Origin of the sequence: Bradyrhizobium sp. CSA112, assembly GCF_029051645.1 — a bacterium.
Taxonomy (GTDB): domain Bacteria; phylum Pseudomonadota; class Alphaproteobacteria; order Rhizobiales; family Xanthobacteraceae; genus Bradyrhizobium.
Window position 1 is genome coordinate 212,101 of sequence record NZ_JAACFS010000008.1, and the last position, 23,123, is coordinate 235,223.

Annotated in this window: 20 protein-coding genes; 11 read left to right on the forward strand and 9 right to left on the reverse strand. The window is 63.5% G+C overall.

What is annotated here, in order from left to right:
* The first annotated feature begins 133 nt into the window (after positions 1–133).
* The 6 genes from GWE18_RS17745 to GWE18_RS17770 all read left to right on the forward strand — a co-directional run bounded on the left by GWE18_RS17745 (position 134) and on the right by GWE18_RS17770 (position 5,900).
* A complete protein-coding gene (locus tag GWE18_RS17745; protein WP_275186981.1) occupies positions 134–877 on the forward strand; it encodes an SDR family NAD(P)-dependent oxidoreductase in 744 nt (247 codons plus the stop codon).
* A 99-nt stretch (positions 878–976) separates the two neighbouring features.
* Positions 977–1,924, forward strand: a complete 948-nt coding sequence (locus GWE18_RS17750) for an alpha/beta hydrolase (RefSeq protein ID WP_275186982.1) — start codon at positions 977–979, stop codon at positions 1,922–1,924.
* A 60-nt stretch (positions 1,925–1,984) separates the two neighbouring features.
* Positions 1,985–3,205: an SLC13 family permease gene (locus GWE18_RS17755; protein WP_275186983.1), complete on the forward strand. Its 1,221-nt coding sequence runs from the start codon at positions 1,985–1,987 to the stop codon at positions 3,203–3,205.
* 121 nt (positions 3,206–3,326) lie between these two features.
* The gene (locus GWE18_RS17760; protein ID WP_275186984.1) at positions 3,327–4,319 is read left to right on the forward strand and encodes a hypothetical protein; all 993 of its coding nucleotides are present in this window, start codon (positions 3,327–3,329) and stop codon (positions 4,317–4,319) included.
* Between the two features lie 104 nt (positions 4,320–4,423).
* Positions 4,424–5,266: an endonuclease/exonuclease/phosphatase family protein gene (locus GWE18_RS17765; protein WP_275186985.1), complete on the forward strand. Its 843-nt coding sequence runs from the start codon at positions 4,424–4,426 to the stop codon at positions 5,264–5,266.
* 121 nt (positions 5,267–5,387) lie between these two features.
* Positions 5,388–5,900, forward strand: coding sequence for a hypothetical protein (locus GWE18_RS17770; protein WP_275186986.1), 513 nt, complete (start codon positions 5,388–5,390; stop codon positions 5,898–5,900).
* 151 nt (positions 5,901–6,051) lie between these two features.
* Here the strand turns inward: GWE18_RS17770 and GWE18_RS17775 are convergent, their stop codons facing one another.
* The 5 genes from GWE18_RS17775 to GWE18_RS17795 form a co-directional block, all read right to left on the reverse strand.
* On the reverse strand, positions 6,052–7,026 hold the full coding sequence (locus GWE18_RS17775; protein WP_275186987.1) for a tripartite tricarboxylate transporter substrate binding protein: 975 nt from the start codon (positions 7,024–7,026) through the stop codon (positions 6,052–6,054).
* A gap of 24 nt (positions 7,027–7,050) precedes the next feature.
* Entirely contained in the window at positions 7,051–7,830 is a 780-nt protein-coding gene (locus GWE18_RS17780; RefSeq protein WP_275186988.1) for an SDR family oxidoreductase, read from the reverse strand.
* A 19-nt stretch (positions 7,831–7,849) separates the two neighbouring features.
* The gene (locus tag GWE18_RS17785; RefSeq protein ID WP_275186989.1) at positions 7,850–8,791 is read right to left on the reverse strand and encodes a 4-hydroxy-tetrahydrodipicolinate synthase; all 942 of its coding nucleotides are present in this window, start codon (positions 8,789–8,791) and stop codon (positions 7,850–7,852) included.
* Between the two features lie 29 nt (positions 8,792–8,820).
* Positions 8,821–11,175: a molybdopterin-dependent oxidoreductase gene (locus GWE18_RS17790; protein WP_275186990.1), complete on the reverse strand. Its 2,355-nt coding sequence runs from the start codon at positions 11,173–11,175 to the stop codon at positions 8,821–8,823.
* A gap of 132 nt (positions 11,176–11,307) precedes the next feature.
* The gene (locus tag GWE18_RS17795; protein WP_275186991.1) at positions 11,308–12,030 is read right to left on the reverse strand and encodes an aspartate/glutamate racemase family protein; all 723 of its coding nucleotides are present in this window, start codon (positions 12,028–12,030) and stop codon (positions 11,308–11,310) included.
* Between the two features lie 195 nt (positions 12,031–12,225).
* Between GWE18_RS17795 and GWE18_RS17800 the strand changes: the two genes are divergently transcribed.
* The gene (locus GWE18_RS17800) at positions 12,226–12,696 is read left to right on the forward strand and encodes an Lrp/AsnC family transcriptional regulator (protein WP_275187015.1); all 471 of its coding nucleotides are present in this window, start codon (positions 12,226–12,228) and stop codon (positions 12,694–12,696) included.
* A gap of 50 nt (positions 12,697–12,746) precedes the next feature.
* On the opposite strand, the gene GWE18_RS17805 is transcribed toward GWE18_RS17800, so the two are convergent.
* On the reverse strand, positions 12,747–13,685 hold the full coding sequence (locus GWE18_RS17805) for a GlxA family transcriptional regulator (protein ID WP_275186992.1): 939 nt from the start codon (positions 13,683–13,685) through the stop codon (positions 12,747–12,749).
* 130 nt (positions 13,686–13,815) lie between these two features.
* Between GWE18_RS17805 and GWE18_RS17810 the strand changes: the two genes are divergently transcribed.
* From GWE18_RS17810 to GWE18_RS17825, 4 genes are all read left to right on the forward strand, one after another.
* Positions 13,816–14,520, forward strand: a complete 705-nt coding sequence (locus GWE18_RS17810) for a DJ-1/PfpI family protein (RefSeq protein ID WP_275186994.1) — start codon at positions 13,816–13,818, stop codon at positions 14,518–14,520.
* 389 nt (positions 14,521–14,909) lie between these two features.
* Positions 14,910–15,284 (forward strand): hypothetical protein, encoded by a 375-nt coding sequence (locus GWE18_RS17815; RefSeq protein ID WP_275186996.1) that lies wholly within the window; start codon positions 14,910–14,912, stop codon positions 15,282–15,284.
* A gap of 54 nt (positions 15,285–15,338) precedes the next feature.
* Complete coding sequence (locus tag GWE18_RS17820) at positions 15,339–18,692, forward strand: DUF4132 domain-containing protein (protein ID WP_275186997.1); 3,354 nt, start codon at positions 15,339–15,341, stop codon at positions 18,690–18,692.
* 398 nt (positions 18,693–19,090) lie between these two features.
* On the forward strand, positions 19,091–20,653 hold the full coding sequence (locus tag GWE18_RS17825; RefSeq protein ID WP_275186998.1) for a hypothetical protein: 1,563 nt from the start codon (positions 19,091–19,093) through the stop codon (positions 20,651–20,653).
* Between the two features lie 418 nt (positions 20,654–21,071).
* On the opposite strand, the gene GWE18_RS17830 is transcribed toward GWE18_RS17825, so the two are convergent.
* The 3 genes from GWE18_RS17830 to GWE18_RS17840 all read right to left on the reverse strand — a co-directional run bounded on the left by GWE18_RS17830 (position 21,072) and on the right by GWE18_RS17840 (position 22,763).
* Positions 21,072–21,770: a hypothetical protein gene (locus tag GWE18_RS17830; RefSeq protein WP_275186999.1), complete on the reverse strand. Its 699-nt coding sequence runs from the start codon at positions 21,768–21,770 to the stop codon at positions 21,072–21,074.
* Between the two features lie 69 nt (positions 21,771–21,839).
* Positions 21,840–22,280 carry a MarR family winged helix-turn-helix transcriptional regulator gene (locus tag GWE18_RS17835; protein ID WP_275187000.1) on the reverse strand — a complete coding sequence of 147 codons (441 nt, stop codon included), beginning with the start codon at positions 22,278–22,280 and terminating at the stop codon, positions 21,840–21,842.
* 72 nt (positions 22,281–22,352) lie between these two features.
* Positions 22,353–22,763, reverse strand: a complete 411-nt coding sequence (locus GWE18_RS17840) for an NADH:ubiquinone oxidoreductase subunit NDUFA12 (protein ID WP_057850625.1) — start codon at positions 22,761–22,763, stop codon at positions 22,353–22,355.
* Positions 22,764–23,123: the final 360 nt, after the last annotated feature.

Here is a 23,123-nt window from a genome sequence, read left to right on the forward strand (position 1 = left end):
CGATAGTACGCCATGATCTAGTCAGCGTCAGCCGCAAATGAAATAGTCGCTCCCGTTCGCGCTAGGCGCCCCGCCAGGCGCGAAAACCACCAAAATCCGGGATAACCGGAAGAGCGAGAGGAACCCCCAGGAAATGCCCGATCGAATTCGCCTCGACGGCCGGGTTGCCGTCGTGACCGGCGCGGCCGGCGTGATCGGAACCGCGACCGTCCGCCTCCTGGCGGAACGCGGCGCCCGGATCGTCGCCGTCGACCGCAGGGAGCAGGATCTTGCCGCCGCCATCAGGGACCTGCCGGCCTCGGCCGAAGCGCTCGCGGTCACGGCTGACGTCACAAGGGAAGACGAGGTCACGATCGATGCGTTCTACAACAACGCCGGCATCGAGGGCGACATCAAGCCGATCCCGGAATATTCGGTGGAGAGTTTTCGGCGCGTGCTCGACGTCAACGTGGTCGGGGTCTTTCTCGGCATGAAGCACGTGCTGCCGGTGATGCTGAAGCAGAGCAAGGGCAGCATCATCAACACCGCCTCCATCGCCGGCCTGATCGGATCGCCGATGATCGCCGTCTACAGCGCCAGCAAGCATGCCGTGATCGGTCTCACCAAGAGCGCCGCATGGGAATGCAGCGGCACCGGCGTGCGGGTCAATTGCGTCTGCCCTGGCCTGATCGACAGCCGGATGCTGAGCACGATCCTGCAGGGGCGCAATCCCGGCAATGAGCCGCCGCCGACCGAAAAGATCCTCGACCGCATTCCGGCGCGGCGGCTCGGGCAGGCGTCCGAAGTCGCCTCCATCGTGGCGTTCCTCGCCTCCGACGAGGCGAGCTACGTCTCGGGCTCCGCCTACACCGTCGATGGCGGCCGCACCGCCGCTTAGCACCGTCATTTCCGGGATGGTCCGAAGGACCAGACCCGGAATCTCGAGATCCCGGGTTCGCTGCGCGCCCCGGGATGACAACTGAAAACGAGAGGTCCCATGCCCGTCACGCTCGATCCCGATGCCGCCGCCGTTTACAAGGCTTTTCAGGAAGCGGGCCGTCCCGCCTATGAAACGCTGACCGCACCGGAAGCGCGCGAATATTATCGGAACGCCCGCGTCGTCAGTAACCCCGAGCCGCCCGCGCTTGAATCAAACAAGCCGCTGTCGATCCCCGCGCCGCACGGCACGATTCCCGCCCGCCTCTACACCCCGAAAACGCTGCGCAAGAGCAACGGCCTTGCACCATGCCTGGTGTTCTTTCACGGCGGCGGCTGGGTCATCGGCGACCTCGATACCCATGAAGTGGCCTGCCAGAAGCTTGCCCATGAGGGCGAGTTGATCGTCATCTCGGTCGACTATCGGCTCGCGCCGGAGCACAAATTTCCTGCCGCTGTCGACGACGCCATCGCCGCGACCAAGTGGATTGCCGCCAACGCCAGCCAGCTCGGCATCGACGCCGGACACTTGCTGGTCGGTGGCGACAGCGCCGGCGGCAATCTCGCCGCCGTCGTGGCGCTGGCCGCGCGCGACGGCGACGGCCCAAAACTCGCCGGCCAGGTGCTGATCTATCCTGCCACCGATTTTGCGATGAGCCATCCCTCGCACAGCGAGCCCGAGACCAGCATCCTGCTGACACACTCCGTGATCAAATGGTTCTGCAACCACTACCTCAACGGCACGGCCGACATCGATCACTGGAAGGCCTCGCCTGCGCGCGCCAAAACGCTCGCCGGCCTGCCGCCGGCCTATGTGCTGACCGCGGGCGCCGATCCGCTGCGCGACGAGGGCGCCGAATATGCCGCGCGGCTGAAGGAAGCCGGCGTGCCCATGACCTACCGGCACTTCCCCGGCCAGTTCCACGGCTTCTTCACCATGGGCAAGCTCTTGCAGCAGGCCAATGTCGCGGTCAGCGAAATCGCCGGCTGGCTGAAGACACTGAAATAAAGCACATTGCAGATTGCGACCTGAACCCGTGAATTTCTCTCGCGCTTATCCGAGGCCGTTGTGATCGAACCCATTCTTGTATTCGGGATACCCGTCGACTTCATCCTGTTTGCGCTGACGCTGCTCGGCGTCGCGCTGTTTCATCATCACACCCTCCCCGTCGCGCTGACCGGGCTCACCGCAATCGTCGTCTACAAGCTGATCTTCACCGGGTTCAAATACGGCACGGGCCTCGCCGGCCTCGGCCACCATATGGCGCATGAGTGGGTCACGCTCGGCAATCTGTTTCTGCTCTTGATGGGATTTGCGCTGCTGTCCCGGCATTTCGAGGACAGCCGCATTCCCGATGAGATGCCGGCGCTGTTGCCGGACGATTGGAAGGGCGGCGTTGTGCTACTCGTCCTGGTGTTCGTGCTCTCGAGCTTCCTCGACAATATCGCCGCCGCCCTGATCGGCGGCACCGTTGCGCGGCACGTGTTCCGGGACAAGGTTCACATCGGCTATCTCGCCGCGATCGTCGCGGCCTCGAATGCCGGCGGAGCCGGCAGCGTCGTCGGTGATACCACGACGACGATGATGTGGATCGCCGGCGTCAGTCCGCTCGCCGTGGTGGAGGCCTATATCGCGGCCATCGTCGCCATGCTGGTCTTTGCCGTGCCCGCCTCCATTCAGCAACATCGCTACTCGCCGATCCAGAAGGATCCGTCGAAGGGTCTTAAGATCGACCCGGCGCGCGTTTACATCGTCGCCGCCATTCTGCTCGCTGCGCTCGCCGCGAACATCACCGCCAATGTGAAGTTCCCTGCCCTGCTCGATGTGGTCCCGGTTCTCGGCATCGCTGTCTGGATGGTTATTCTGCTGACGGCTGTATGGCGCGCGCCGGACTGGAAGGTGATGCCGGAAACCTTCAAGGGCACGCTATTCCTTCTTGCATTGGTCACCGCGGCCTCGCTGATGCCGGTCGAGAGGCTGCCGGCCGCTTCATGGCCGACCGCGCTCGGCCTCGGCCTCGTCTCAGCGGTGTTCGACAACATTCCGCTCACCGCGCTCGCACTGAAACAAGGCGGCTATGATTGGGGGTATCTCGCCTATGCGGTCGGCTTCGGCGGATCGATAACCTGGTTCGGCTCGTCGGCGGGCGTCGCCTTGTCGAACATGTATCCGGAAGCCAAATCCGTCGGCCGCTGGGTCAGCCAGGGCTGGCCGGTGGCCGCGGCCTATGTGATCGGATTTCTCGTGATGCTGGCGGTGCTCGGCTGGCACCCCGACAGGCCGGTTTAACGCGCCTGCATCCACGCCGCGCAAAACATCCAGAGCGCATCTTCCGGACGCGGCACAACCGAGCGACCGCGCGGCGCACGGGCCCGAAAGTTGTGGCCGGCCTCGCGCCGACCATCGCCCATTGGCGGCTGCGCTGTACCGACTCAGGCCGCAATGTTATCTAAGTTTCGTACTAGCTTTGGCACACAACGATCGGCCAGATGATTCGGCACACGATCGCGAGGAGAGAGCTATGGCATTTTTCAAGCGCGAGCTCGGCCCGATCGAGCGCTTCGAGAACGCGCTGAAGGAGAAGCTGGCGGCGCGGCAGAAGCTGGCCGACCGGTTGAGTATCGCCGAAACGGAACTTGCAGAAAAACGTGCCGCAGCCGAACGGCTGGCGGTGGCGGGGGCTACCGCTGCCCGGCTTGATCGCGCAGACGCCGACATGCGCGCCGTCGAAGAACGCACCAAGACATGGCGCGCCGCATTGGCGGAATACGACGAGCAGGTGGCCTCGGCCGAGCGCGCACTGGCAGATGCCAAGGCGCAGCGTGAACGTGACACTATGGCTGACCAGATCGAAGCGATGGCTGCGGCTATCGAGCGGGCCGCGCCGGGATTTGATACCGGCGCCACCGCGCTGGTCGAGGCCGTTACCAAAGCCGCGCTGTCGATACCGGAAGCGACCAGGTTTTCGACCAATGTGGATGCCGTGCGTCGCGAGGTTCTCTCCGCGGCGGACTTGATGTGCTGGGAGCTGCGATCGGCCGCCGTGCGCACACGTGCGGGCAACGCCAACCTCGCCAGCCTCACGCTGTCCGAGTCGGAGCAGCCGCCATCGTCGGAGATCGAGCGGCAGTTGATTTACACCCTCCATCCCCTGCTCTGGCGCGAGGACGGCGAGGTGCGCAAGGTTCCGGCCTTTACCTTGGTCGGGTTGCCCAAAGCGCTGCTGACGGTAGCGCTGCAGCATCAGCATGTGGACCATCTCAACGCCCGCCGTGTGCAAACCTTGATGCATCTCCACGGCAGCGCAGGACTGGGCGAACCCGAGACTGACGATCCGCAGCTCGTCGATCTCGATGCCTTGCTCGCAGAAGAACAGCAGACCGCGCAAGCCAACGTTGCGTGAGCCGGCGCGGGGCGCTTGCTCATCGAGCGCCAGACGACCAGCAAGCACTGAACCAACGCCCCTGACGAACGTTGTTCGGGTTCATTCATGAGCCCGGTTCGGCCATGCGGCTGCGCGTTGTCACGCTCAACGTCTGGAATCGGCAAGGCGATCCGAAACGAACTGGCTTGATCAATCGGGAACTGTGCCGGCTCGCTCCTGATCTCGTGTCGTTCCAGGAAGTCGCCAAGTCGCCGGACCGTTCGCAGCTCGATGAATTGATCCATGACGCCGAACTGTATGGGACACATCAGGCCGACGTTCTACGCAGCGTCCCGCCCCATGCCGATCGCTTTGGCGGAAATGCCGTCGCGACGCGATGGCCGCATCGTGTCGAGGAGGTCCTCGACCTGCGCATGTCGGATGCAAACGACGTGCCCTGGTGCTCGCTGGCGGTAACGGTGCCACTGCCCGGCGAGGGCGATCTTCTGTTCATCGCGGCCGCGACGTCGTGGCGGCTCGCCGCGGAATCAGCCCGGGAACGTCAGGCTGTCGCGCTGACAGATCTCGATGCGCGTCACCGGCAGGTGCTTCCCACCATCATCGCCGGCGATTTCAACGCGACGCCTGACGCGGCCAGCATTCGCTACATCAGGGGATTGCAGTCACTGGGCGGGCGAAGCGTGAGATATCACGACGCCTGGGAGATCGCGGGCGAGGGTCATGGCCATACCTGGAGCGTCGATAATCCGAATGCAGAGTCGGAGATCGGCATGATCGTCCGCCAGCCGCATCACCGCCGCCGAGTGGACTATGTGTTCGTCGGCTCCTGGGACGCCCATCCGAAAGCGGCTTGCGAGGTTCGGGCCGCCTCGCTCGCGTTCGACCAGCCGGTTGATGGCATCTGGCTCAGCGATCATTTCGGCGTTGTCGCCGATTTGGAAATCAGTGCCGCTCCCGCCGTGTGAGGCGCCCCTGCCCTTGCCGCGCGTAACGACAAAGTTCCTTTCGGAAATCGGGTGGCCGCCACGCGTCGATCCTGCGATCCCAAGCATTCACGAGATAAGGCAATTGCAGTTGGAGACGCCAATGAAATCCGAAAACGCCAAGCGAGACGCCGTGTCCGAAAACGATCCGGCAACCCGAAATCCATTCGGCGTCATGGACGTTCCGCATCCCAACGACGATAGCGTGACGCAGTTCGCCTGCAACACGGCGCCGGAAGAATCTGGCACCGATGAGAATGCAAAGCCATGGGGCACTCAAGACACCGGCTACCCGCACGGCACGATCGAAGGTCAATGGTCGAGCCGCTGGAAGGGCGCTGCGGATCCCACCATACCGGGCGATGCGCCCGATAAATGGAAACAGGGTCAGGGCGAGGCGAGAATCGTCGGAGACCGCGTCTACCTGCTATTCGACTGGGATTCCGGCAAGCGCAGGGGTCTCATCGACGCAAGGCGCGAAGGCCCGCGGCGGCTGGTCGGCAAGTATATCAACTTGAACAACCCGGAAATCACCGTTCCCTGGGTCGGCCTCGTGGTGAGCGATCAGCAAATAGACGGCTACTTTGCACAAGGCCGGGTGGATTTCCGGAGATGATTTTTTCCCGAAACATCTACCCCGCCCTTAGGCGCAGGCGGTGCCGATCACGCCGGCGCCGAGAACGATGACTTTCATGGCGTCGTCCGGAATACCTCAAGATGGACATCGAGAGCCCGATCCGCGTGACGCGATCAGGCTCTCGTTGCCGTCATTCGGCTTTGATGTTGGCGTCCTTGACGATCTGCTCGTACTTCGCCATCTCGTCCTTGATGTATTTGGCGAAATAGTCCGGCGTGGAGCCGATCGGTTCGAAGCCGAGCACCCCGAGCCGTTCCTTGACGTCCGGCCGCTCGACGATTTTCGCCACCTCGCCTTGAATCTTCGTCACCAGATCGGCGGGAAGACCTTTCGGCGCCCACAAACCGTACCACGAGGCGAAATCGAAGCCCTTCATGCCGGATTCGGCGACGGTGGGAATTTCGGGCGCGACCGCCACGCGCTTGGTGCTGGTAATGGCCAGGGCCTTGATGCTTCCGGCTTTCGCCAGCGGCAGCGAGGACAGCATCGGATCGGCCATCAGCTGCACCTGGCCGCTCATCAGGTCGGTCAAGGCCGGGCTCGCGCCCTTGTAGGCGATCACCAGCGTTTCGACGCCGGCATCGCGCTTGAGCAGCTCAAGCGCGAGGTGACCGGCCGACCCGAAGCTTGAGGTCGCGAAGGTGTATTTGTTCGGGTCTTTGCGCACGAGATCGAAGAATTCCTTGAGCGTCTTGGCCGGCACGTCCGGTGCCGTGCTGACGACCAGCGGTCCCGACGCCACCAGCGTGAGCGGCGTGAAATCCGTGACCACATCGTAGGGGACGGTCTTGCGCAGGAACGGCGTCACCACATGGATCGAGGCCGTCAGCATCAAGGTGTAGCCGTCCGGCGCCGCCTTGGCGACGTAGTTCGCGCCGACGATGCCGCCGGCGCCGCCCGCCCGGTTTTCGACGATAAAGTGTTGCCCGAGCGTCTCGTTCAGCTTCTGCGCGATAATGCGAGCGACGCCGTCGACCGAGCCGCCGGCGGGATACGGCACGACGATGGTGACGGTTCGACCTGGATAGGTGTCGGCCGTCACGGATGCCGAGGCAAACCCGAACAGGGCGATGCCCAGTGCGGCAATGAATTTAAGGTGTCTCACGAAGGATCCTCTCAGCGTTTGCAATTAGAAGGTTCCTGGGTAGCTTCCCCCGTCGATCAATATATTTTGGCCGGTGACGAAGCCGGCGTGTGCGGAACACAGGAATGCGCAATAGGCGCCGAGCTCAGCCGGCTGACCGTAGCGCCTGGCCGGGTTGGCGGCCGCGCGCTCCTGCCAGATCTGACCGAATGATTTGCCGCCCGGCTCCAGCATGCCTTCGATGTGCCGGACCTGCGCACCGCCGTCGAAGATGCCGGGCAGCAGGTTGTTGATGGTGACGTTGCGTGCAACTGTCTGACGCGACAGCCCGGCGACGAAACCCACGAGGCCCGAACGCGCGCCGTTCGACAGGCCAAGCTCGACCTGCGGAATCTTGACGCTGCGCGACACGATGTTGACGATCCGGCCGAAGCCGCGCTCCATCATGCCGTCGACAGTCAGGCGCATCATCTCAATCGGGGACAGCATCATCGCGTCGAACGCGGCGATCCAGTCGTTACGAGTCCAGGTCCGGAAATCGCCGGGCAGCGGGCCGTCGGCATTGTTGAGCAGGATGTCGGGCGCGGGGCATGCCGCCAGCGCATCGGCGCGTCCCTGCGCCGTGGTGATGTCGCCCACCACCGGCGTCACCGTGACGCCGGTCGCCGCGCGGATCTCCGCGCAGGTGTTTTCCAGAACGTCGCGGGTGCGGGCCACGATGGTGAGGTCGACCCCATCCTGGGCGAGCGCCATGGCGCACGCCTTGCCCATTCCGCGGCTGGCGCCGCTCAGCAGAGCCTTGCGGCCGCGGATACCGAGATCCATGGTTGCGTCGATCCCTGGTTCAGGCTGCGACGGCCGACAGCGGCTTGATGTTGTAGCCGTAGCGCTTGTCGAGGCCGAGTTCCTGAACGATGCGGATGCCCTTGGCCAGTGCCTCGCCTTCGAGATTGGTCAGCGGCTTGCGCAGATCGCCCGCCGGCATGCCCAGCGCCTTCATCAGCGATTTCACCGCCACCGGATTAATTGCCGAATACGTGTAGTGCAGCAGCGGCAACAGCGAGAGATAGGCATTCTTGAAGCCTTCGGCCTCGCGATAGCTGGTCCAGGGCGTCGAGATGGTGGCGAGTTCGGCTGGAGCGATATTGCCGGTCATATTGGCGGTGCCGTGTCCTCCGAGGCTCATGGTCGGTACCACCAGGCCGAGATTGGGGCTGTCGCAGCACATCACGGCGACATTAGGCTTGCCGGCTAGCACCTGCGCGACCTGGCCGACGCGTCCGGTGGATTCCTTGTGCACGACATAGTTTGGGTGCTTGAAGATGCGCAGCAAGTTATCCCAGTGCAGGTCGCTCTTCACCCGCGGCGGATTGTTGTAGATGCCGAGCGGCAGGTCGGTGGCATCGGCAACATCGAGGAAGAAGCCCTCGATGTCCGCCTCTGGGGCGCAGATATAGGCGGGGGCGGCCAGGATGGCGCCGTCGGCGCCGTTGTCCTTGGCGAACCTGACATTGGCGATCGTCGTCTCTGTATTATTGCCGGTGCAGCCAAAGAAGATCGGCATGCGGCCGGTCTTCATTTTCGCCGTCTCGACGATGATCTGCTTCTTCTCCTCCGCGGAGAGCATCGAGCTTTCGCCGGTTGAGCCCATGATCAGGATTGCGCTGGTGCCGTTGTCTTCATGGAATTTGAGCAGAGTCCGAAACGCTGCGAAGTCCACCGACCCGTCCTTGTTGAACGGGGTAATCAGGGCAACGAATGAACCGGTCAGCTTCTTATTCGACATCTCATGTCTCCTTTTCGATTTCTCGCAGTCTAGCGGTTGTCAGTTCCAATTGTCAGTTGTGATAGTCCGTTGAATGTCTCGTCGTTCGTTGCTGTCTGCGTGACGAGCCGCGGCGGGGACCACGCCTCCACCGCCGGCAGCGCGGCGTCCCAGCGCTCGACCTCGACAAGTGCGCTGAGCGCGCTCGGCCCCTGGGTCAGCCGGGACGTGCCGATGTCCAAGGTGAGCACGTTAGGGTTGCCGTGCCGCTCGGGCTCTCCGTCCGCCAGCGCCGGATCGAACCAGGCCCCGGTGGCCATGATCGCGACCCGAGGCCGCATGGCGGCCTCAACCTGCGCCGCTGCGAGGCACGCCCCGCGATCGTTGAATACGCGGACCACGTCGCCGGTTTTGATGCCGCGTGGGTCGGCGTCCTGCGGATGCAGGCGAATCCGCTCGCGTCCGTGCAGCTTGTGGCCGCGCGAGACCGATGCCGGGTCCATTTGGCTGTGCAGCCGGCCGGCCGGTTGATGGGTGATCAGATGCAACGGCCAACGCTCGGCCGTGGCGCTGCCGAGCCATTCTGCCGGCGGCAGCCATGCTGGATGCGGCGGACAGTCCGCGTAGCCGAAGTCGGCGATGGTCTGCGACGCGATCTCGATCTTTCCGGACGGCGTCTTGAGCGGGTGAAGCTGCGGATCCCGGCGGAAATCGTCGAACAGCACGAAATCCTCGTCGGGCAGCGGCAACTCGACAAAGCCGTCGGCCCAGAACGTGTCGAAGTCCGGCAGCGCGACGTTCTGATTGGCGGAGCCGGACCTCACGCGTTCATAGATCGAGCGGCACCAGGCCATCTCGTCCCGGCCCTCTGTGAAAGCATCCTCGTAGCCGAGGCGGCAAGCGAGGTCGCGGAAAATCTCGAAATCATGTCTCGCGTCGGCGAGCGGCGCGATGGCGCGGTGCATCGCGAACACGTAACGGTCGCGTGACGAGCCGCCGACGTCGCTGCGCTCCAGCGATGTCGTCGCCGGCAGCACGATATCGGCATGACGCGCGGTCGGCGTCCACCAGCTGTCGTGGACGATGATCGTGTCCGGCTTCTGCCAGGCCTTGCGCAGGCGATTGAGATCCTGGTGATGATGGAAGGGATTGCCGCCGGCCCAATAGACCAGATGGATGTCGGGATAGATCCCGCGACGGCCGTTGAACTCGTAAACGCCATTGGGCGCGAGCAGCATGTCGGCGATGCGCGCGACAGGAATGGCGCTGCGGGCCGGATTCGGCGGCGCCGAGACTTCCGGGCCTGGCAAGTCCGCGCGCGGCACGCCGACGCCGCTGAGCGAGCCGTGGCCGAACGCGAATCCGCCGCCCGGCAGGCCGATGCCGCCGATCATCGCGGCGAGCGCGATCGCCGCCCAGTAAGGCTGTTCGCCATGATGGGCGCGCTGCAACGACCATGTGCAGGTGATCAGGCTGCGGGTGTTGGCCGCGCGCCGCGCGAGATTGCGAATGTTGTCCGCATCGATGCCGCAGATCGCCGAGGCCCAGTCTGCATCCTTGGGCGTTGAATCATCCGCGCCCAGCAGATAGCTGCGCAACGTCTCGAAGCCGGTGCAATAGCGGTCCAGAAATGCGGCGTCATGCCGCTGTTCGACCAGCAGCGTATGGGCGAGCGCCAGCATCAGCGCGGTGTCGGTATTCGGACGAATCGCGAGCCACTGGGCATTGAGAAACCCGGGTGCATCCGAGCGACTGGGGCTGATCACCACGAATTCGATGCCGGCGGCTTTGGCCCGGCCGAGCCATGATTCCAGCACGTGCGAGCCGCTGCCTCCGGACGTCACCTGGCTGTTCTCGAGGCGCAAGCCGCCGAATGCGATCACCAGCCGGGTGTGCTTGACCACCGAGTTCCAGTCGGTCACGCGGCCGGTCACCGGCTGGTAGGTGCCGATCACATGCGGCAGCAGAAACTGCGCCGCGCCCCAACTGTAGTTTCCGATCTGATCTACGCAGCCACCGCCGAGAAACAGGAAGCGACGTACCAATGTGCGCGCATGATGCAGGCGTCCCGCGGACGACCAGCCGTAGGAGCCGCCGAAAATAGCGGTGTCGCCGTAGGTGCCGCGCACCCGCGTCAATTCGCCGGCGACCAGATCGAGCGCCTCGTCCCAACTCACTTCCCGAAAGCGATCGGCGCCGCTGCGCGGCCGTCCTTCGCGCCAGCCTTCGCGGATCGCCGGCCGGGCAATCCGCAGCGGTGAATGAACCATCTCCGGCATGGCGGCGAGCATTGGTGATGGCAGCGCGTCTCGGACGAACGGTTCGCATCCGATCACTCGGCCGTTCTCCACCAGCGCGTTGAACGCGCCCCAATGGGCCAGTGAAGGGGTTCGGGCAATAGTCATCAAACACTGGGTTCCGAGGTGCCGTGGCGATCCCCCGCCGCAGGCCGCTGGCCGATGGGGATAGCGCGGACACCTCTTAGCGTGAAAAGAATCCGATGGAGAAGTGGGGCGGACGCAGGCGCCATGGCCGGATTATGCGGCATTGCGCCGGGGCGCGTCACTCTGCTCCAGCGCAAAGTCGACGGCGGAATCAGCGTGCAACAGCGTGGAATCGAATGTCGGCAGGCCGACATGGTCCGGGCTGATCAGGAGACCTATCTCGGTACAGCCGAGGATCACGCCGTCGGCACCGGCCGCCCTCGCCTTGGCGATCACGTCGAGATAGCGCTGCCGCGACTGTTCCAGCACGATCCCGCGACAGAGTTCGCCGAAGATGATGTCGTGAACGCTCGTGCGGTCCTCGGCATCCGGCACCATGGCGGCAATGCCGTGCTTGGCCCGCAGTTGCGACAGATAGAAGTCCTGCTCCATGGTGTAGCGGGTCGCGAGCAGCAACGGCCGCTTCACGCCCGCCGCCTTGACCGCCTGCCCGGTGACATCGGCGATATGCAACAGCGGCACCGTCACAGCGCTTTGAACGGTATCGGCCAGCTTGTGCATGGTGTTGGTGCAGATCACGACGCACGCCGCGCCGGCGGCTTCGAGATCGCGCGCGAAGCCCGCCAGCACCGTGCCGGCCTTGTCCCAAGCATCCGCCTGCTGCAGCGCCACGATCTTGTCGAAGTCGACCGAGCGCATCAGCACTTCGGCGGAATGCAGGCCGCCGAGGCGATCGCGTGTCTGTTCGTTGATGCGCCGGTAATACACCGCCGTGCTCTCCCAGCTCATGCCGCCCAATAGCCCGATCGTTCGCATTACCGTCCGCCTCTGCTGGTTTCGAATCCGCGCCGAAACGATAGCAAGCATGGGATGCAACGTTGGTATCGAATTTTTTCTGAATCACACCAATATGAGCAATGCTATTGCTATAATTTGCAAGTATGAGATATTTGCTCCCAATATTTCGTTTGATTAAGAAATATACATTCAGCCTAAATGAAGGGCAACGTGATGGATGCGATCGACCGCCGAATTCTCGATATCCTGCAAACTGACGCTCTCGTTCCCGTTGCTACGATTGCCGAAAAGGTGGGGCTGAGCCCCGCCCCCTGCTGGCGCCGGATCCGGCGGCTCGATGAGGACGGCGTCATTGTCCGGCGCGTGGCGCTGTTGAACCGACGTATGGTCAATCTGCCGATGACGGTGTTCGTGTCGGTCAAGGCGCCGCGCCACGAGGCCGCATGGCTGCAGGCATTCCGCCGGGTGATCGTCGATATCCCCGAGATTGTCGAAGCCTGGCGGCTCACCGGTGAAACCGACTATCTCCTGCGCATCGTCGTGCCCGACATCGAAACGTACGATGCGGTCTATCAGCGGATGATCAAGCGCCTGGAATTCTCCGGCATCAACTCGTCCATCGCGATGGAGGAACTCAAGTTCACCACCGCCGTTCCGACCACCTACATCAAGGTGAAATCATAAGTTCGGATCTTGGCTCTTGCCGCGGCGCAGATAACAGTTTTCCAATGCCCCTACCCCGCCCTTGCCGCGCGGCGCAGCGATTGCGGCGGCTGGCCGAAGGCGCGGATGAAGGCACGGCGCATCCGCTCCGGATCGCGGAAGCCGGTGGTTTGCGCGACGCGCTCGATCGCCTCGCTGGAGGACTGCACGCGCTGCCGCGCCACCTCAATGCGCAGCCGCTCCACCGCCTTTGACGGCGTCGTGCCGGTTTCCGCCATGAAGGCGCGAGTGAAATGCCGCGAACTCATGCCGGCCTGTTCGGCGAGATCCTCGACGGTGAGCGGCGCATCGAGATGTTCACGTGCCCAAGCCAAGAGCGGCCCGAAGCGGCCGTTCGGCGCCTTCAATTCCAGCAGCGAAGAGAATTGCGACTGGCCGCCGCTGCGGCGGTGATAGAGCACCAGTTGCTTCGCGGTCTTCTGCGCGATCTCGTCGCCGTAATCTTCCGCGATCATCGCCAGCGACAGATCGATGCCGGCCGATATCCCGGCCGACGTCCAGACGTCGCCGTCGCGCACGAAGATGCGGTCGGGCTCCAGCTTCACCTGCGGATAGGTCTTGAGAAAGTGCCGCGTGCGCTGCCAATGCGTGGTGGCGCGGCGGCCATCGAGCAGGCCGGCCTCCGCGAGGACATAGGCGCCGGAGCAGACGCTGGCGATGCGGACACCACGTCTGGCAATAGCGCGCACGAAGCCGAGCGTCTTCTCACAGCTTGCCGCCTGCCGAACGCCCTCGCCGCCCGCGACGATCAGCGTGGTGATCGCCGATGCCGACTTCAATCCCCTCGCGACGATCTCGACGCCCGACGACGACCGCACCGGCCCCGGCGTCACCGCCAGAACCCGGATCGATGGCGCGCTCTCGGCAAAACGCGCCGCGATCTCGAATGCCGAAATCGGCCCGGCAGCGTCGAGCAACTGGAAATCCGGAAACACGAGAACGCCGATCATGATGCTGGCCCGCTTTTTGGTTTCTGTCCCAACTTGGCATATGTCCTAAAACGAGGGAAAAATGCCATTTCGGACATGAAGCGACCATGGCAGAATACCTCTCGTCAAGCCAAATTTTCCGGAGGTCACGATGTCCGCGCCGTCTCCAACGCCCACGCCGCTGCAAATCGGTCTCGTGTTGTTCCCACGGGTCACCCAGCTCGACTTCACCGGCCCCTTGCAGGTGTTTTCCAGCCTCCCCGACGCCAAGGTGCATCTGATCTGGAAACGGATCGAGCCGGTCACGAGCGACTCCGTGCTGATGCTGACGCCGACCACAACCTTTGCCGACTGCCCGCAGCTCGACGTCATCTGCGTGCCGGGCGGATTCGGCACCGACGACATGATCAACGACGAGGAGATGCTGGCCTTCCTGCGCAAGCAGGCCCCTGGCGCAAAATACATCACCTCGGTCTGTACGGGCTCGCTGGTGCTGGGCGCTGCCGGCCTGCTCAAAGGCTACCGCGCGGCGACGCACTGGACGGCGATGGATTTTCTCAGCGCGTTTGGCGCGATCCCGACCAAGACGCGGGTCTGCGTCGACCGCAACCGCGTCACCGGCGGCGGCGTCACCGCAGGTATCGATTTCGCGCTGACGCTGGTCTCGCTGCTGCACGACCAGAAGACCGCAGAGGCGATCCAGCTCCGCCTCGAATACAATCCCGCGCCACCGTTCAATTCCGGCTCGCCGGACACCGCGCCGCCGGAAGTCCTTGCCCTCATGAAAGACAGGATTGCACAGGCGCAAATCCGCCGCGGCGAAATGATCAACCGCGCCGCCGCGCGGCTGGGGTGACCTCCCTCCCGCCGTCATGCCCGCGAAGGCGGGCATCCAGTAAACGCAGGTGCCAACTGGAGCCGAGAGATCACGGAGTACTGGATCGTCCGCGCCACGGCCGATGAAGATGGGCACTATTGTTTCGCCATGCCGCTATGATGGCGCGGCCGCCGATGCGCTCCGGCAGCATGATCAGCGATGTCCTGTAATTTTTCGCTAGCCGCGGCGTAGATGTCAGGCGACACGGAGTGACTCGCCAGCCGGCGCGTTCACGGCTGCAAACTGTCTTCCGGCTTGAATCTAGGGTGTAAGCAACCGTTAACCAACAACAAGAAATCGCGACTTTCGCAACGTCAATTTATTGAAAGAGGTTTCAGGTTCGCCCGAGTGTCTAGTGCGGAGAGCCAATGTTTGAACTTGATTACTGCGATCAAGCCGGGACGCGTCCGCCAATAGCCGCCGGAGTGTTCCGTTGGTCCGAGGGCGTACCGATCACGGCGCGCCTGCTGATTGCCGAGAGGGTTCGCCGGGAGCTCGAACCTCTCTTCGAACGTTTCGACGCGCGCGGCGACGAACTGCCCATCGCCTTGGTTACGATGAGCGCGAACACGCACGCCATGACGCTCGACGAAGCGATTGAGACTGCACTGCGCGCATTCTCGGCAAATCGCTTTTTCCTGCTCGTCGACCGCCAACAGATCGTCGGTCTCGACGCGCCCTTCCTGCTTACGCCAAAAAGTACCGTTGTGTTCCTGCGCCTGACGCCGCTCAAAGGCGGATAATGGCCTTCGCTTTTTGAACCGTTCGCACTTCTGTCATCCGCGGAAGAAAATTGCATGTCCGACCACCGCACCAACATCGCCGCCGAGTTGCTGACCGCATTGCACGAGGCACGTGACGCCATGTTCGCAAGCGCCGCCCTGCGAGACAAGAACGACCACGACAGCCTGGCGTCGAAGCGTGACCACGCTCGCCTCATGCCCGGAGCCGATCGTCAAAGCGTGGCGGATCTCGACGCGCTGTTCGATTTGGCGGCGGCTCGGACACCCCGCGTCTGGTTTTCGCTGAGATGGGTTACGGAGGACGAGGCCAAGAAAAGCCGCGCGGCGATCCGCGCGCTGCCGGCCGAGCGCCGCGCATCCCTGTTTTGGCATCTTCTCGCGGTCAAGGCGCATCTTGGCTGGGACGGCGAGCTTGAAAGCTACGTTAACGGTTTTCCCGTCCACGTAGCCGAAGGTGATGTCTGGCTTTTCGAGAAATTTTGCGAAGGCGTCATGATGGTCCTGTGCGATGCGGGCTATCCCGTCGACGCCGAGCTGGTAGCGCGGACGCTGGATTGGCTCGCCCACCATTGTCCGCAAGGCTACGACCTGAAGAATATGGCCGGCCGCAACTACTGGAAGAAATCGTTGGGCGCCGTCAAGGTGATCGCCCAGGCCGTCGCCAAGGGCATGGCACTGCCGGACACCGCGCGGCGCGACGCGCTGATCGTCTTCGATCGCTATCATGACATCAGCGCGGACGCGCGCGACGCATTGCTGGCGAAGGGTGGCACGCTGGAGCCGGCCGCGAAAGCCTTGCTCGACATCTCCGGTTACGGCCGGCAGGACACGTTCTTCCAGCGTATGCAGGCAATCGCGCCAACGCGGGTGGCCGCTGTGCGATATGGAAACTTCAGCGGCGCCAACTGGGCATTGTACCGCGACTTCCACCGGGAAGTTCGCGTGCTCGTCGACGACGTCAAGCGAGCCTTCGCCGACGGCTTCGCGTCGCCGAGTTGGTTGAGCGATCCCGAGGCGTTTCGCGCAACCTTCGACGTCTCTGATGACGAGGTGGCCTGGCAGTGGTGGACTCTCGAAGGTTCTACGTCGCCTCCGACGCCGGAAATCTTGGCCCGGCCGGGATTTGCTGCGCTGCGCGAGTCCAACGGGTTGCAGCGGGTGGCGGAGGCCAGCTTCCGATCCTATACCGACGCGGAGCTCGAAGATTTCCAGCGTTTCGCGCGCGGCGAAATCAATCCCTCGCCATTCACGTTCGACGGCGAGGGCGTCCCCGACATCGCCGCCTTCACCTTTGAAGGCGCCGACGGCGAAGGGCGCTTCCTCGATCATCTCGTCAGCCTTGATGCGACCAAGCCCTCGGCCAAGTGGCTGAAGGTAGCCGACGAACATCTCGCACGCATCGGTGTCGACAAAGCGCTCGGCGGATTCGTGCGCTGGCTCGGTCACCTGCATGACCATTCACTCGACGCGGTCGATTGGAACTACGCCGGCGAAGCCACGATGGCGTTCAGCACCCTTTGGCGGCTTTGCGACGGTTTTGCGCGCTCGTCGCGCCATCGCAGCCCCCAGCTCGCGCTACGCCGTCTGGCTCTGGACAGCTTGTGGAGCGCCGGCGTCTTCGTTGGTCCGCATCATTCTTCGACCGCCGATTACGCGCGAAGCGATGCCGAAAACCGCCTGCGTCGATCGATGTCGGAGCCTTGCGTCGCCATCGCGCGCGGCGTCGTCTGGGCGATGTCGCGCATCGACGACGTACGCGTTCCGGCTCTGCTTGAGGCGGCGGGTCGCGAATTCTACTTCAAGAAGTTCGGTGACTTCCGCTCCAAGGTAGCCGGCAATGCCGTGCTGTGGTCGCTCGGGCAAATCGGTACCCTCGAGGCCGCCTATGCGCTGGCGCGGCTGCGCCGCACGATCCGTGACAAATCGGTCGCAAAACTCGTCGACGCGGCACTCACGGCCACGGGCACCAAGGTAGGACTTGGCCTCGACGACATGCAGGACCTGGCGACGTCCGATTATGGCATCGGACCGGATGGGACGCGCACTGAAACGCTGGGAACGTACGCCGTCACGCTGGCCGTGGTCTCCTCGCGCAAGGCGACCTTGACGAGCCTCGACACGTCAGCTTCAAAGGCACGGCGCAAGCGCGGCATACCGAAGGCTGCACTTACGGACGAGAATGTCAAAGCCCTCGCCGATGATCTTGCCGAGGCTGAAGGCGACATTGCGCTGCTGCTGCCCGAGGCGCGGGCGCGATTGCAATCCGCATGGCGGCGCGACCGATGCTGGCGCCTCGCTGACTGGCGCGAGCGTCTGCTCGACAATGGCCTCGTCGCCACGCTCTCGCGCAGGCTCATCTGGCAATTCAATATCGAAAGCGGCACGCTGGAGGGGATTCCGCGCACCGACGGAACGATCTTGTCGACGGATGGCGAGGTACTTCCGCTTCCGGGACCGGAAACCAGTGTGCGTTTGTGGCATCCGCTGGCCGAGCGCGTGGGCGCCGTCACGGCCTGGCGCGAACGGCTGAAAGCCAGCGAAATACGCCAGCCCTTCGCACAGGCGTGGCGCGCGAGCTACGTCGTGACAGACGCTGAGCGCGAGACGCGAACCTATTCCAATCGTTTCGCCGGTCATATCCTGCATCAACCGCCGCTTATCGCCATCCTTCGCAAGCGCGGCTGGATCGCGGCGAGCCGCGTCGCCTACGATGAGAGGTCGGACGCCAAGCCGAACCGGCTTCTGCTGCCCGCTTTCGGCGTGGCGGCCGAGTTCTGGTTCTCCGGCGTCGGCGCGCCGAGCACTCCGGGGGATTACGGCGCCCCGAACTACGAATATGTGACGACCGATCGGCTTATGTTCCACGCGCTCGATGCGAAAAGCGTCGCCGCCGAGCCTCTGCCGCTCGATCAGGTTCCCGCCATGGCGTTCAGTGAGACGCTGTGCGACCTGGAGACCGCCATCGACGCAACCTCCGTCGCGGCAGACCGCTTCTGGTCCGACCGTGGCGCGGATGCCCGGCGGCCGCTCTCGGAAGTGCCAGGCGCAGCGCGATATCGTGACGCCTTTGCCAGCGCCAATCGCGGAGAAGCGCAAGCGGTGCGTAAAGCATTCCTGGAGTCGCTGTTGCCATCACTCAGCATCGCGGAAAGCTGTCACTTCGCCGGCGATTGGCTGATCGTCGACGGCAAGCGAATGACCTATCGCATTCATTTGGGATCAGGCGCCAGCCAGCTCGCGGCCAGCGGTCGCCACCTGTGCATTGTGCCAGCAGCCGGCAACGACGATCTGGAATTCCTTTCCTTCGAAGGCGACGCGACGACGACGCTGATCCTCTCGAAAGCGATGCTGTTAGCTCAGGACGATCGTATCGAAGACCCCACAATCCTCTCCCAACTCGCTCCGTAACCGCCCGGCAAGGCTATTTTGGTCGCGCGCTCGCGCAGCGAGACGAGGTGGACGCGAAAGTCGTCGCCGCTTCCAGCGCAAAAAACGGCAGGTTTTGGAGTGCCCAGTTTTGTACCGAAATGGCGCGCCACGGCCGATGAAGATGGGCACTACGTCTTCGCTGTGGCGCTATGATGCCGCAGCCCGCCACGCGCTCCAATTGGTCAATCTGCGATGCCCCGCGGCCTTGCGCTACGCCTCACTGCAACAAGCTGCCAGGAAGTTAACGAATTCGCTGCAACTGCCGGCCGCTGGCCTGCATGGATGTTTACGTTCCGGAGGTAGATCGAAACCAGCAAAAGGCCCGAACGCACGCCGCTGAAGGGGCGATGCGCGATTTGTCCGGAGGACAGCCAGTTATGGAGCGAGCGGTCGACGTCGTCCATGCCGATCGAGCTTACATATCGGCAGTGCGGATCAAGGAAGGCGGCGGACGAGCATCGCGCTATTGGGTGCCGTTCAACTACGGGCGAACCACATACGCCTGGCCGCTCGGAAGCAGGGCCGTTCTGGCGATCGGCGGCGCCAGGGGCGAGATAGCGGTCTACGATCTCGCAGGCGGCACCACCACTATGCGCACAGAGATCAACTCTTCCGCGAGCGCATTCCTGTCGTCCGACGAGGCGTGGCTTTATGTCTACAATTCCTGGACGCTCGAAATCTGGTCCGTCGACACACTGACACGGCTTACGGTCTATGACAGCATCGTCACCGGACCTGACGGCACGATCCGGCTCGCCGACGGCCAACTCTGGGCGAACGAGGCAAAGCTCGCCCCGGGCGAGGACGTTTGGCGGCTCCACATCCACCACGACCACCACGGCTTCGATGCCGCCGTCGAGCACACCGACGGCCGACTGCTCGTCGTGACGTACGACGATGAGCTGCACCGTCCTAGCGGCATCCTGATCGTCGACCCCGCCGCCGCAACCGCCGAATGGCGTCCAAGGTCGGGGCTCGTCAAGCGATCGTCCTGGATAGGCCGGCTGTTCGGATCGCGCGCGTCCGACCCGGGACTGGAGGAGGCGTTGCGGCAACGGTTCGCCGTTGCTGAGGAGTGCTCGACAAGCGGTCGCCGCCGCCCGACGCTGGACATCAAGGATCCGCAAGCCGAGATTATCGTCGACCGCTTCATCACCAACCGCGTCGAGCTTCCCGACCTCTCAGCGGAGAGCGTCACCGCGTGCCTAGACGACATGGCGGGCAAGATCGAGCGCCAGGGCCTTCGGTCGATGATCCGCGCCGAGGAGCTCGATTTCACCTTCGAGGTTGGCGGCAGGACGGTCCGCGAGCGCGAGTTCTTCGACATCCTCGTCGAACGCAGGATGACGCAGGCCTTGCCGGCGCTGCGCCGCCTGCTCACGGTCTATCACGCCGGATTTGAGGGTGGCGAGGGCAGCCAGCCTCGCAACGAGTACCTGCGCGAGCAGCCCACTGGCGGCCTCGCCCATGCGATGCGTGCGCTGTTGCTTCTCGACCGCGGATCGACCGACATCTTTCGCACCTACATCGCCAAGCGAGACGGCGAGCACGAGGAATACGCCACCCGAACGCTCTATCCCGAATTCGTGGCCCGGAACGGCATGACGACTGAGGACGATATCAGGCTTGCGGTCGCGGTCGCGCTCAACATCACCTGGGGCGGACTTCACGGCCGGGTGTGGCACGAGCATGATCTCATCGGCATCGCCAAAAGCAGATTCGGCGCTGACCGCTTTGCCGCCATCGTGACCGACGAGGTGAAGGCGCTCGATCTTGAGCCGCAATGGGACGTCCAGGACAGCCAGGGCGGCTACTACCTGGGCACGCTGCTCGACGAGGTGCCGGCGAGCGACCCCTTCGGCCAGGACCTTCGCCAGGCACTCGCGCGCCTGTGGCCGTCGTTCGCCGATGCGATTACGAGCCACACCGGCCGCCAATGACGGCTTACTGCACAAGATCAAACAGCTGGTTTTGGAGTGCCCAGTTTTACGGAAATGGCGCCCCAGTGCGCAATTGCGCACAAGGCGGATGATGACAAAAAACAACACGCGATATCGCCCGCACGCAAGAAAAAGGCCGCCTGGTTTCCCAGACGACCTTTCCTGTCCTACGGCAGCCACACATTAGCGGGCGATTTCAGAACCTCTGCACCGGGGGCCTATCTCCCGGCCGTATCCTGATCGGTAGCCGCTGCAAATCGGGGCAGTCGCGAGCTGGAGCCCGACACCGACGCGATGGTTTCCCATCTCCGTAAGATGTCCCATTGAACCGCCACTACGCGCACAGTGCAAGACGGCGCCAAAGAATGTCCCCGCTGTTACCGTTGTCCACAGGCCGGGACCAAGACCATGATCGTCGTTACGACGCCTCCGCACCCCTGCCGGCACGGGCCAGTTGGGCGAAGATGACCGCGTGCACGATCAGGAACATCGGCACCAGCACGGTCGGAATCAGCGACCACGGCAACATCTGCACCGCTTCCGAGCCGGCCCCGGCGTGGATCAACTGCAGCGGCGAGCCGTTCGCCGAGATGACGCCAAGTGCGATCGCGACCACGAGATCGAGCATGCCGAATGCGTTCCAGACCCAAACCAGCGCTTTGCCTTGCCCGCGCAGCGCGAGCCAGGCCACCGGCAACGCGAGCGTGCCGGTGATAATGTCGCCCCAGCCCGCCGAGGTTGGAAATGGTCCGGCAAGCCGGCCTTCGGCCGCAAGGAGGAGGAAAAATCCTCCCGCTATACGCCAGACATTCAGACCGATCAGGAAGGGCATCGGCATTCCGAGCAGCGAAGCGCGCACAGCCGGCGAGATCGATGCCGCAACGGCAGTCGCGACCAGCGGAAACGCGATGACTGTGCCGATCACCGGCGGCCCCACCGGGTTTGTACCAAGGAACAGGTTTGCGCTGGCGAGCGCGGCAGCCAGACCCGTCCACAGGCCGGCGCCGACCGAAAGGACGAGACGTTGTGCTGTGCTGATCGGCATCGCGCCGGTGAGCGCATTGATGCTGACGATGATCGCAGCGACGAGAACGATAGTTCCGATGAAGTCCAGCATGGCACACCTCCGTATGTGTAGTTACACCTATTGAGATGAACGAAATGTCGGCCAAGGGTCCGGTTCGTCTCACTCCAAATTTCGGGAGCTCAAAAGTTTCAACGCGGCCTGGCCGTCGGTGCCGAGTAGCTTGCCGATATGCGCCTGCGCGTTCGACCAGTAGGGAAATCCGCGGCGAACCAGGCCGCGTCCCTGCGCGGTAATGGCGATCATGCGTGCGCGCGGATCCTCGCCGGCGCTGATCGAAATCCAGTTCTTGCCTTCGAGCAGGGTCAGGTTGCGGCTAAGCGTGGTGCGCTCCATCCCAAGCAGGCCCGCAAGCTTGCTGATCGGCATTTCACCGCGGAGCATCAACTGCGACAGGATGGTGAACTGCGTGATGCGGACGCCAGAACCCTGCATATAGGAATCGTACAGCCGGGTGATTTTCCGTGCGGCCTGCCGCGACGCGAGACAGAAACAGCCGGCGCAGGCCATGTAGTCGGTATCGTGATCGGAAGGTTGCTTCATGTCATGAGTGTATATACACCCATAATACCGACAAGTCGCCGGCGGCGAAATCGGGGTAAACTTATCGAGAGTTCAGCTTCCCGGCGTCCAGGCCTGGTAGTCGCCGGTTGCCTTGGGCCGGCGGCCGCTGGCGAGCGTCGAGCCCGAGGGACGGTAGGCCGCGGGCGTGCCGGTCAGGTTCGGGACGTGCGGCTTTTCCCATTCCCGCGGCGTGTAGCTCTCCTCGGTCGGCGCGGTGTCGACAACGTGATGTAGCCAGCCATGCCATGACGGCGGCACCCGGCTCGCCTCGGCATATCCATTATAGATCACCCAGCGCCGCTCGAAACCGAGCGTCGGATCGATCTTGCGGCCCTTGGTGCGATAGTAGCGGTTGCCCTGCTCGTCCTGGCCGACCAGCTCGCCGAATCGCCATGTCCACAATTGGGTGCCGAACGTCTGACCGTTCCACCAAGTGAAAAATTTCAGCAGAAATAGCTTCATGAGGGCTCGGCCGGTTCGAGATGTCGTGCCGCTCTGATGCCACCGGCGGGGCGGATTGTCCAGACAAAGGCTGCTATTCCAGCCCGCCGGACGGGACATTGCACGGCACGATGACGCCCGCGCCCTGTCGCGAAATCGGCTCAATCCGTTCATTCCGCATACAGTTCCGGTCCGACAGGCTACGCCCCCGCGTGCAATCAATGCGTGGGCTCGGGAACGTCCGCCCCTTAAGGGGGTTAGGCCCAATATCCCCCAAATGGAGCCGACAATGATCAACTTGAAAGTTTTGAGTACAGCAGCGGCGATCGCGCTTGTGTTGCCGCTGGTCGCGCCGAGCATTAGCGCCGTCCAGGCCCAGGA

What these genes read in the sequence shown, in the direction of transcription:
- GWE18_RS17745 (WP_275186981.1), top strand. Translation starts at nt 134, where the DNA reads ATGCCCGATCGAATTCGCCTCGACGGCCGGGTTGCCGTCGTGACCGGC.
- GWE18_RS17750 (WP_275186982.1), top strand. Translation starts at nt 977, where the DNA reads ATGCCCGTCACGCTCGATCCCGATGCCGCCGCCGTTTACAAGGCTTTT.
- GWE18_RS17765 (WP_275186985.1), top strand. Translation starts at nt 4,424, where the DNA reads ATGCGGCTGCGCGTTGTCACGCTCAACGTCTGGAATCGGCAAGGCGAT.
- GWE18_RS17770 (WP_275186986.1), top strand. Translation starts at nt 5,388, where the DNA reads ATGAAATCCGAAAACGCCAAGCGAGACGCCGTGTCCGAAAACGATCCG.
- GWE18_RS17780 (WP_275186988.1), bottom strand. Translation starts at nt 7,830, where the DNA reads ATGGATCTCGGTATCCGCGGCCGCAAGGCTCTGCTGAGCGGCGCCAGC.
- GWE18_RS17785 (WP_275186989.1), bottom strand. Translation starts at nt 8,791, where the DNA reads ATGTCGAATAAGAAGCTGACCGGTTCATTCGTTGCCCTGATTACCCCG.
- GWE18_RS17790 (WP_275186990.1), bottom strand. Translation starts at nt 11,175, where the DNA reads ATGACTATTGCCCGAACCCCTTCACTGGCCCATTGGGGCGCGTTCAAC.
- GWE18_RS17795 (WP_275186991.1), bottom strand. Translation starts at nt 12,030, where the DNA reads ATGCGAACGATCGGGCTATTGGGCGGCATGAGCTGGGAGAGCACGGCG.
- GWE18_RS17800 (WP_275187015.1), top strand. Translation starts at nt 12,226, where the DNA reads ATGGATGCGATCGACCGCCGAATTCTCGATATCCTGCAAACTGACGCT.
- GWE18_RS17805 (WP_275186992.1), bottom strand. Translation starts at nt 13,685, where the DNA reads ATGATCGGCGTTCTCGTGTTTCCGGATTTCCAGTTGCTCGACGCTGCC.
- GWE18_RS17810 (WP_275186994.1), top strand. Translation starts at nt 13,816, where the DNA reads ATGTCCGCGCCGTCTCCAACGCCCACGCCGCTGCAAATCGGTCTCGTG.
- GWE18_RS17815 (WP_275186996.1), top strand. Translation starts at nt 14,910, where the DNA reads ATGTTTGAACTTGATTACTGCGATCAAGCCGGGACGCGTCCGCCAATA.
- GWE18_RS17820 (WP_275186997.1), top strand. Translation starts at nt 15,339, where the DNA reads ATGTCCGACCACCGCACCAACATCGCCGCCGAGTTGCTGACCGCATTG.
- GWE18_RS17825 (WP_275186998.1), top strand. Translation starts at nt 19,091, where the DNA reads ATGGAGCGAGCGGTCGACGTCGTCCATGCCGATCGAGCTTACATATCG.
- GWE18_RS17830 (WP_275186999.1), bottom strand. Translation starts at nt 21,770, where the DNA reads ATGCTGGACTTCATCGGAACTATCGTTCTCGTCGCTGCGATCATCGTC.
- GWE18_RS17835 (WP_275187000.1), bottom strand. Translation starts at nt 22,280, where the DNA reads ATGAAGCAACCTTCCGATCACGATACCGACTACATGGCCTGCGCCGGC.
- GWE18_RS17840 (WP_057850625.1), bottom strand. Translation starts at nt 22,763, where the DNA reads ATGAAGCTATTTCTGCTGAAATTTTTCACTTGGTGGAACGGTCAGACG.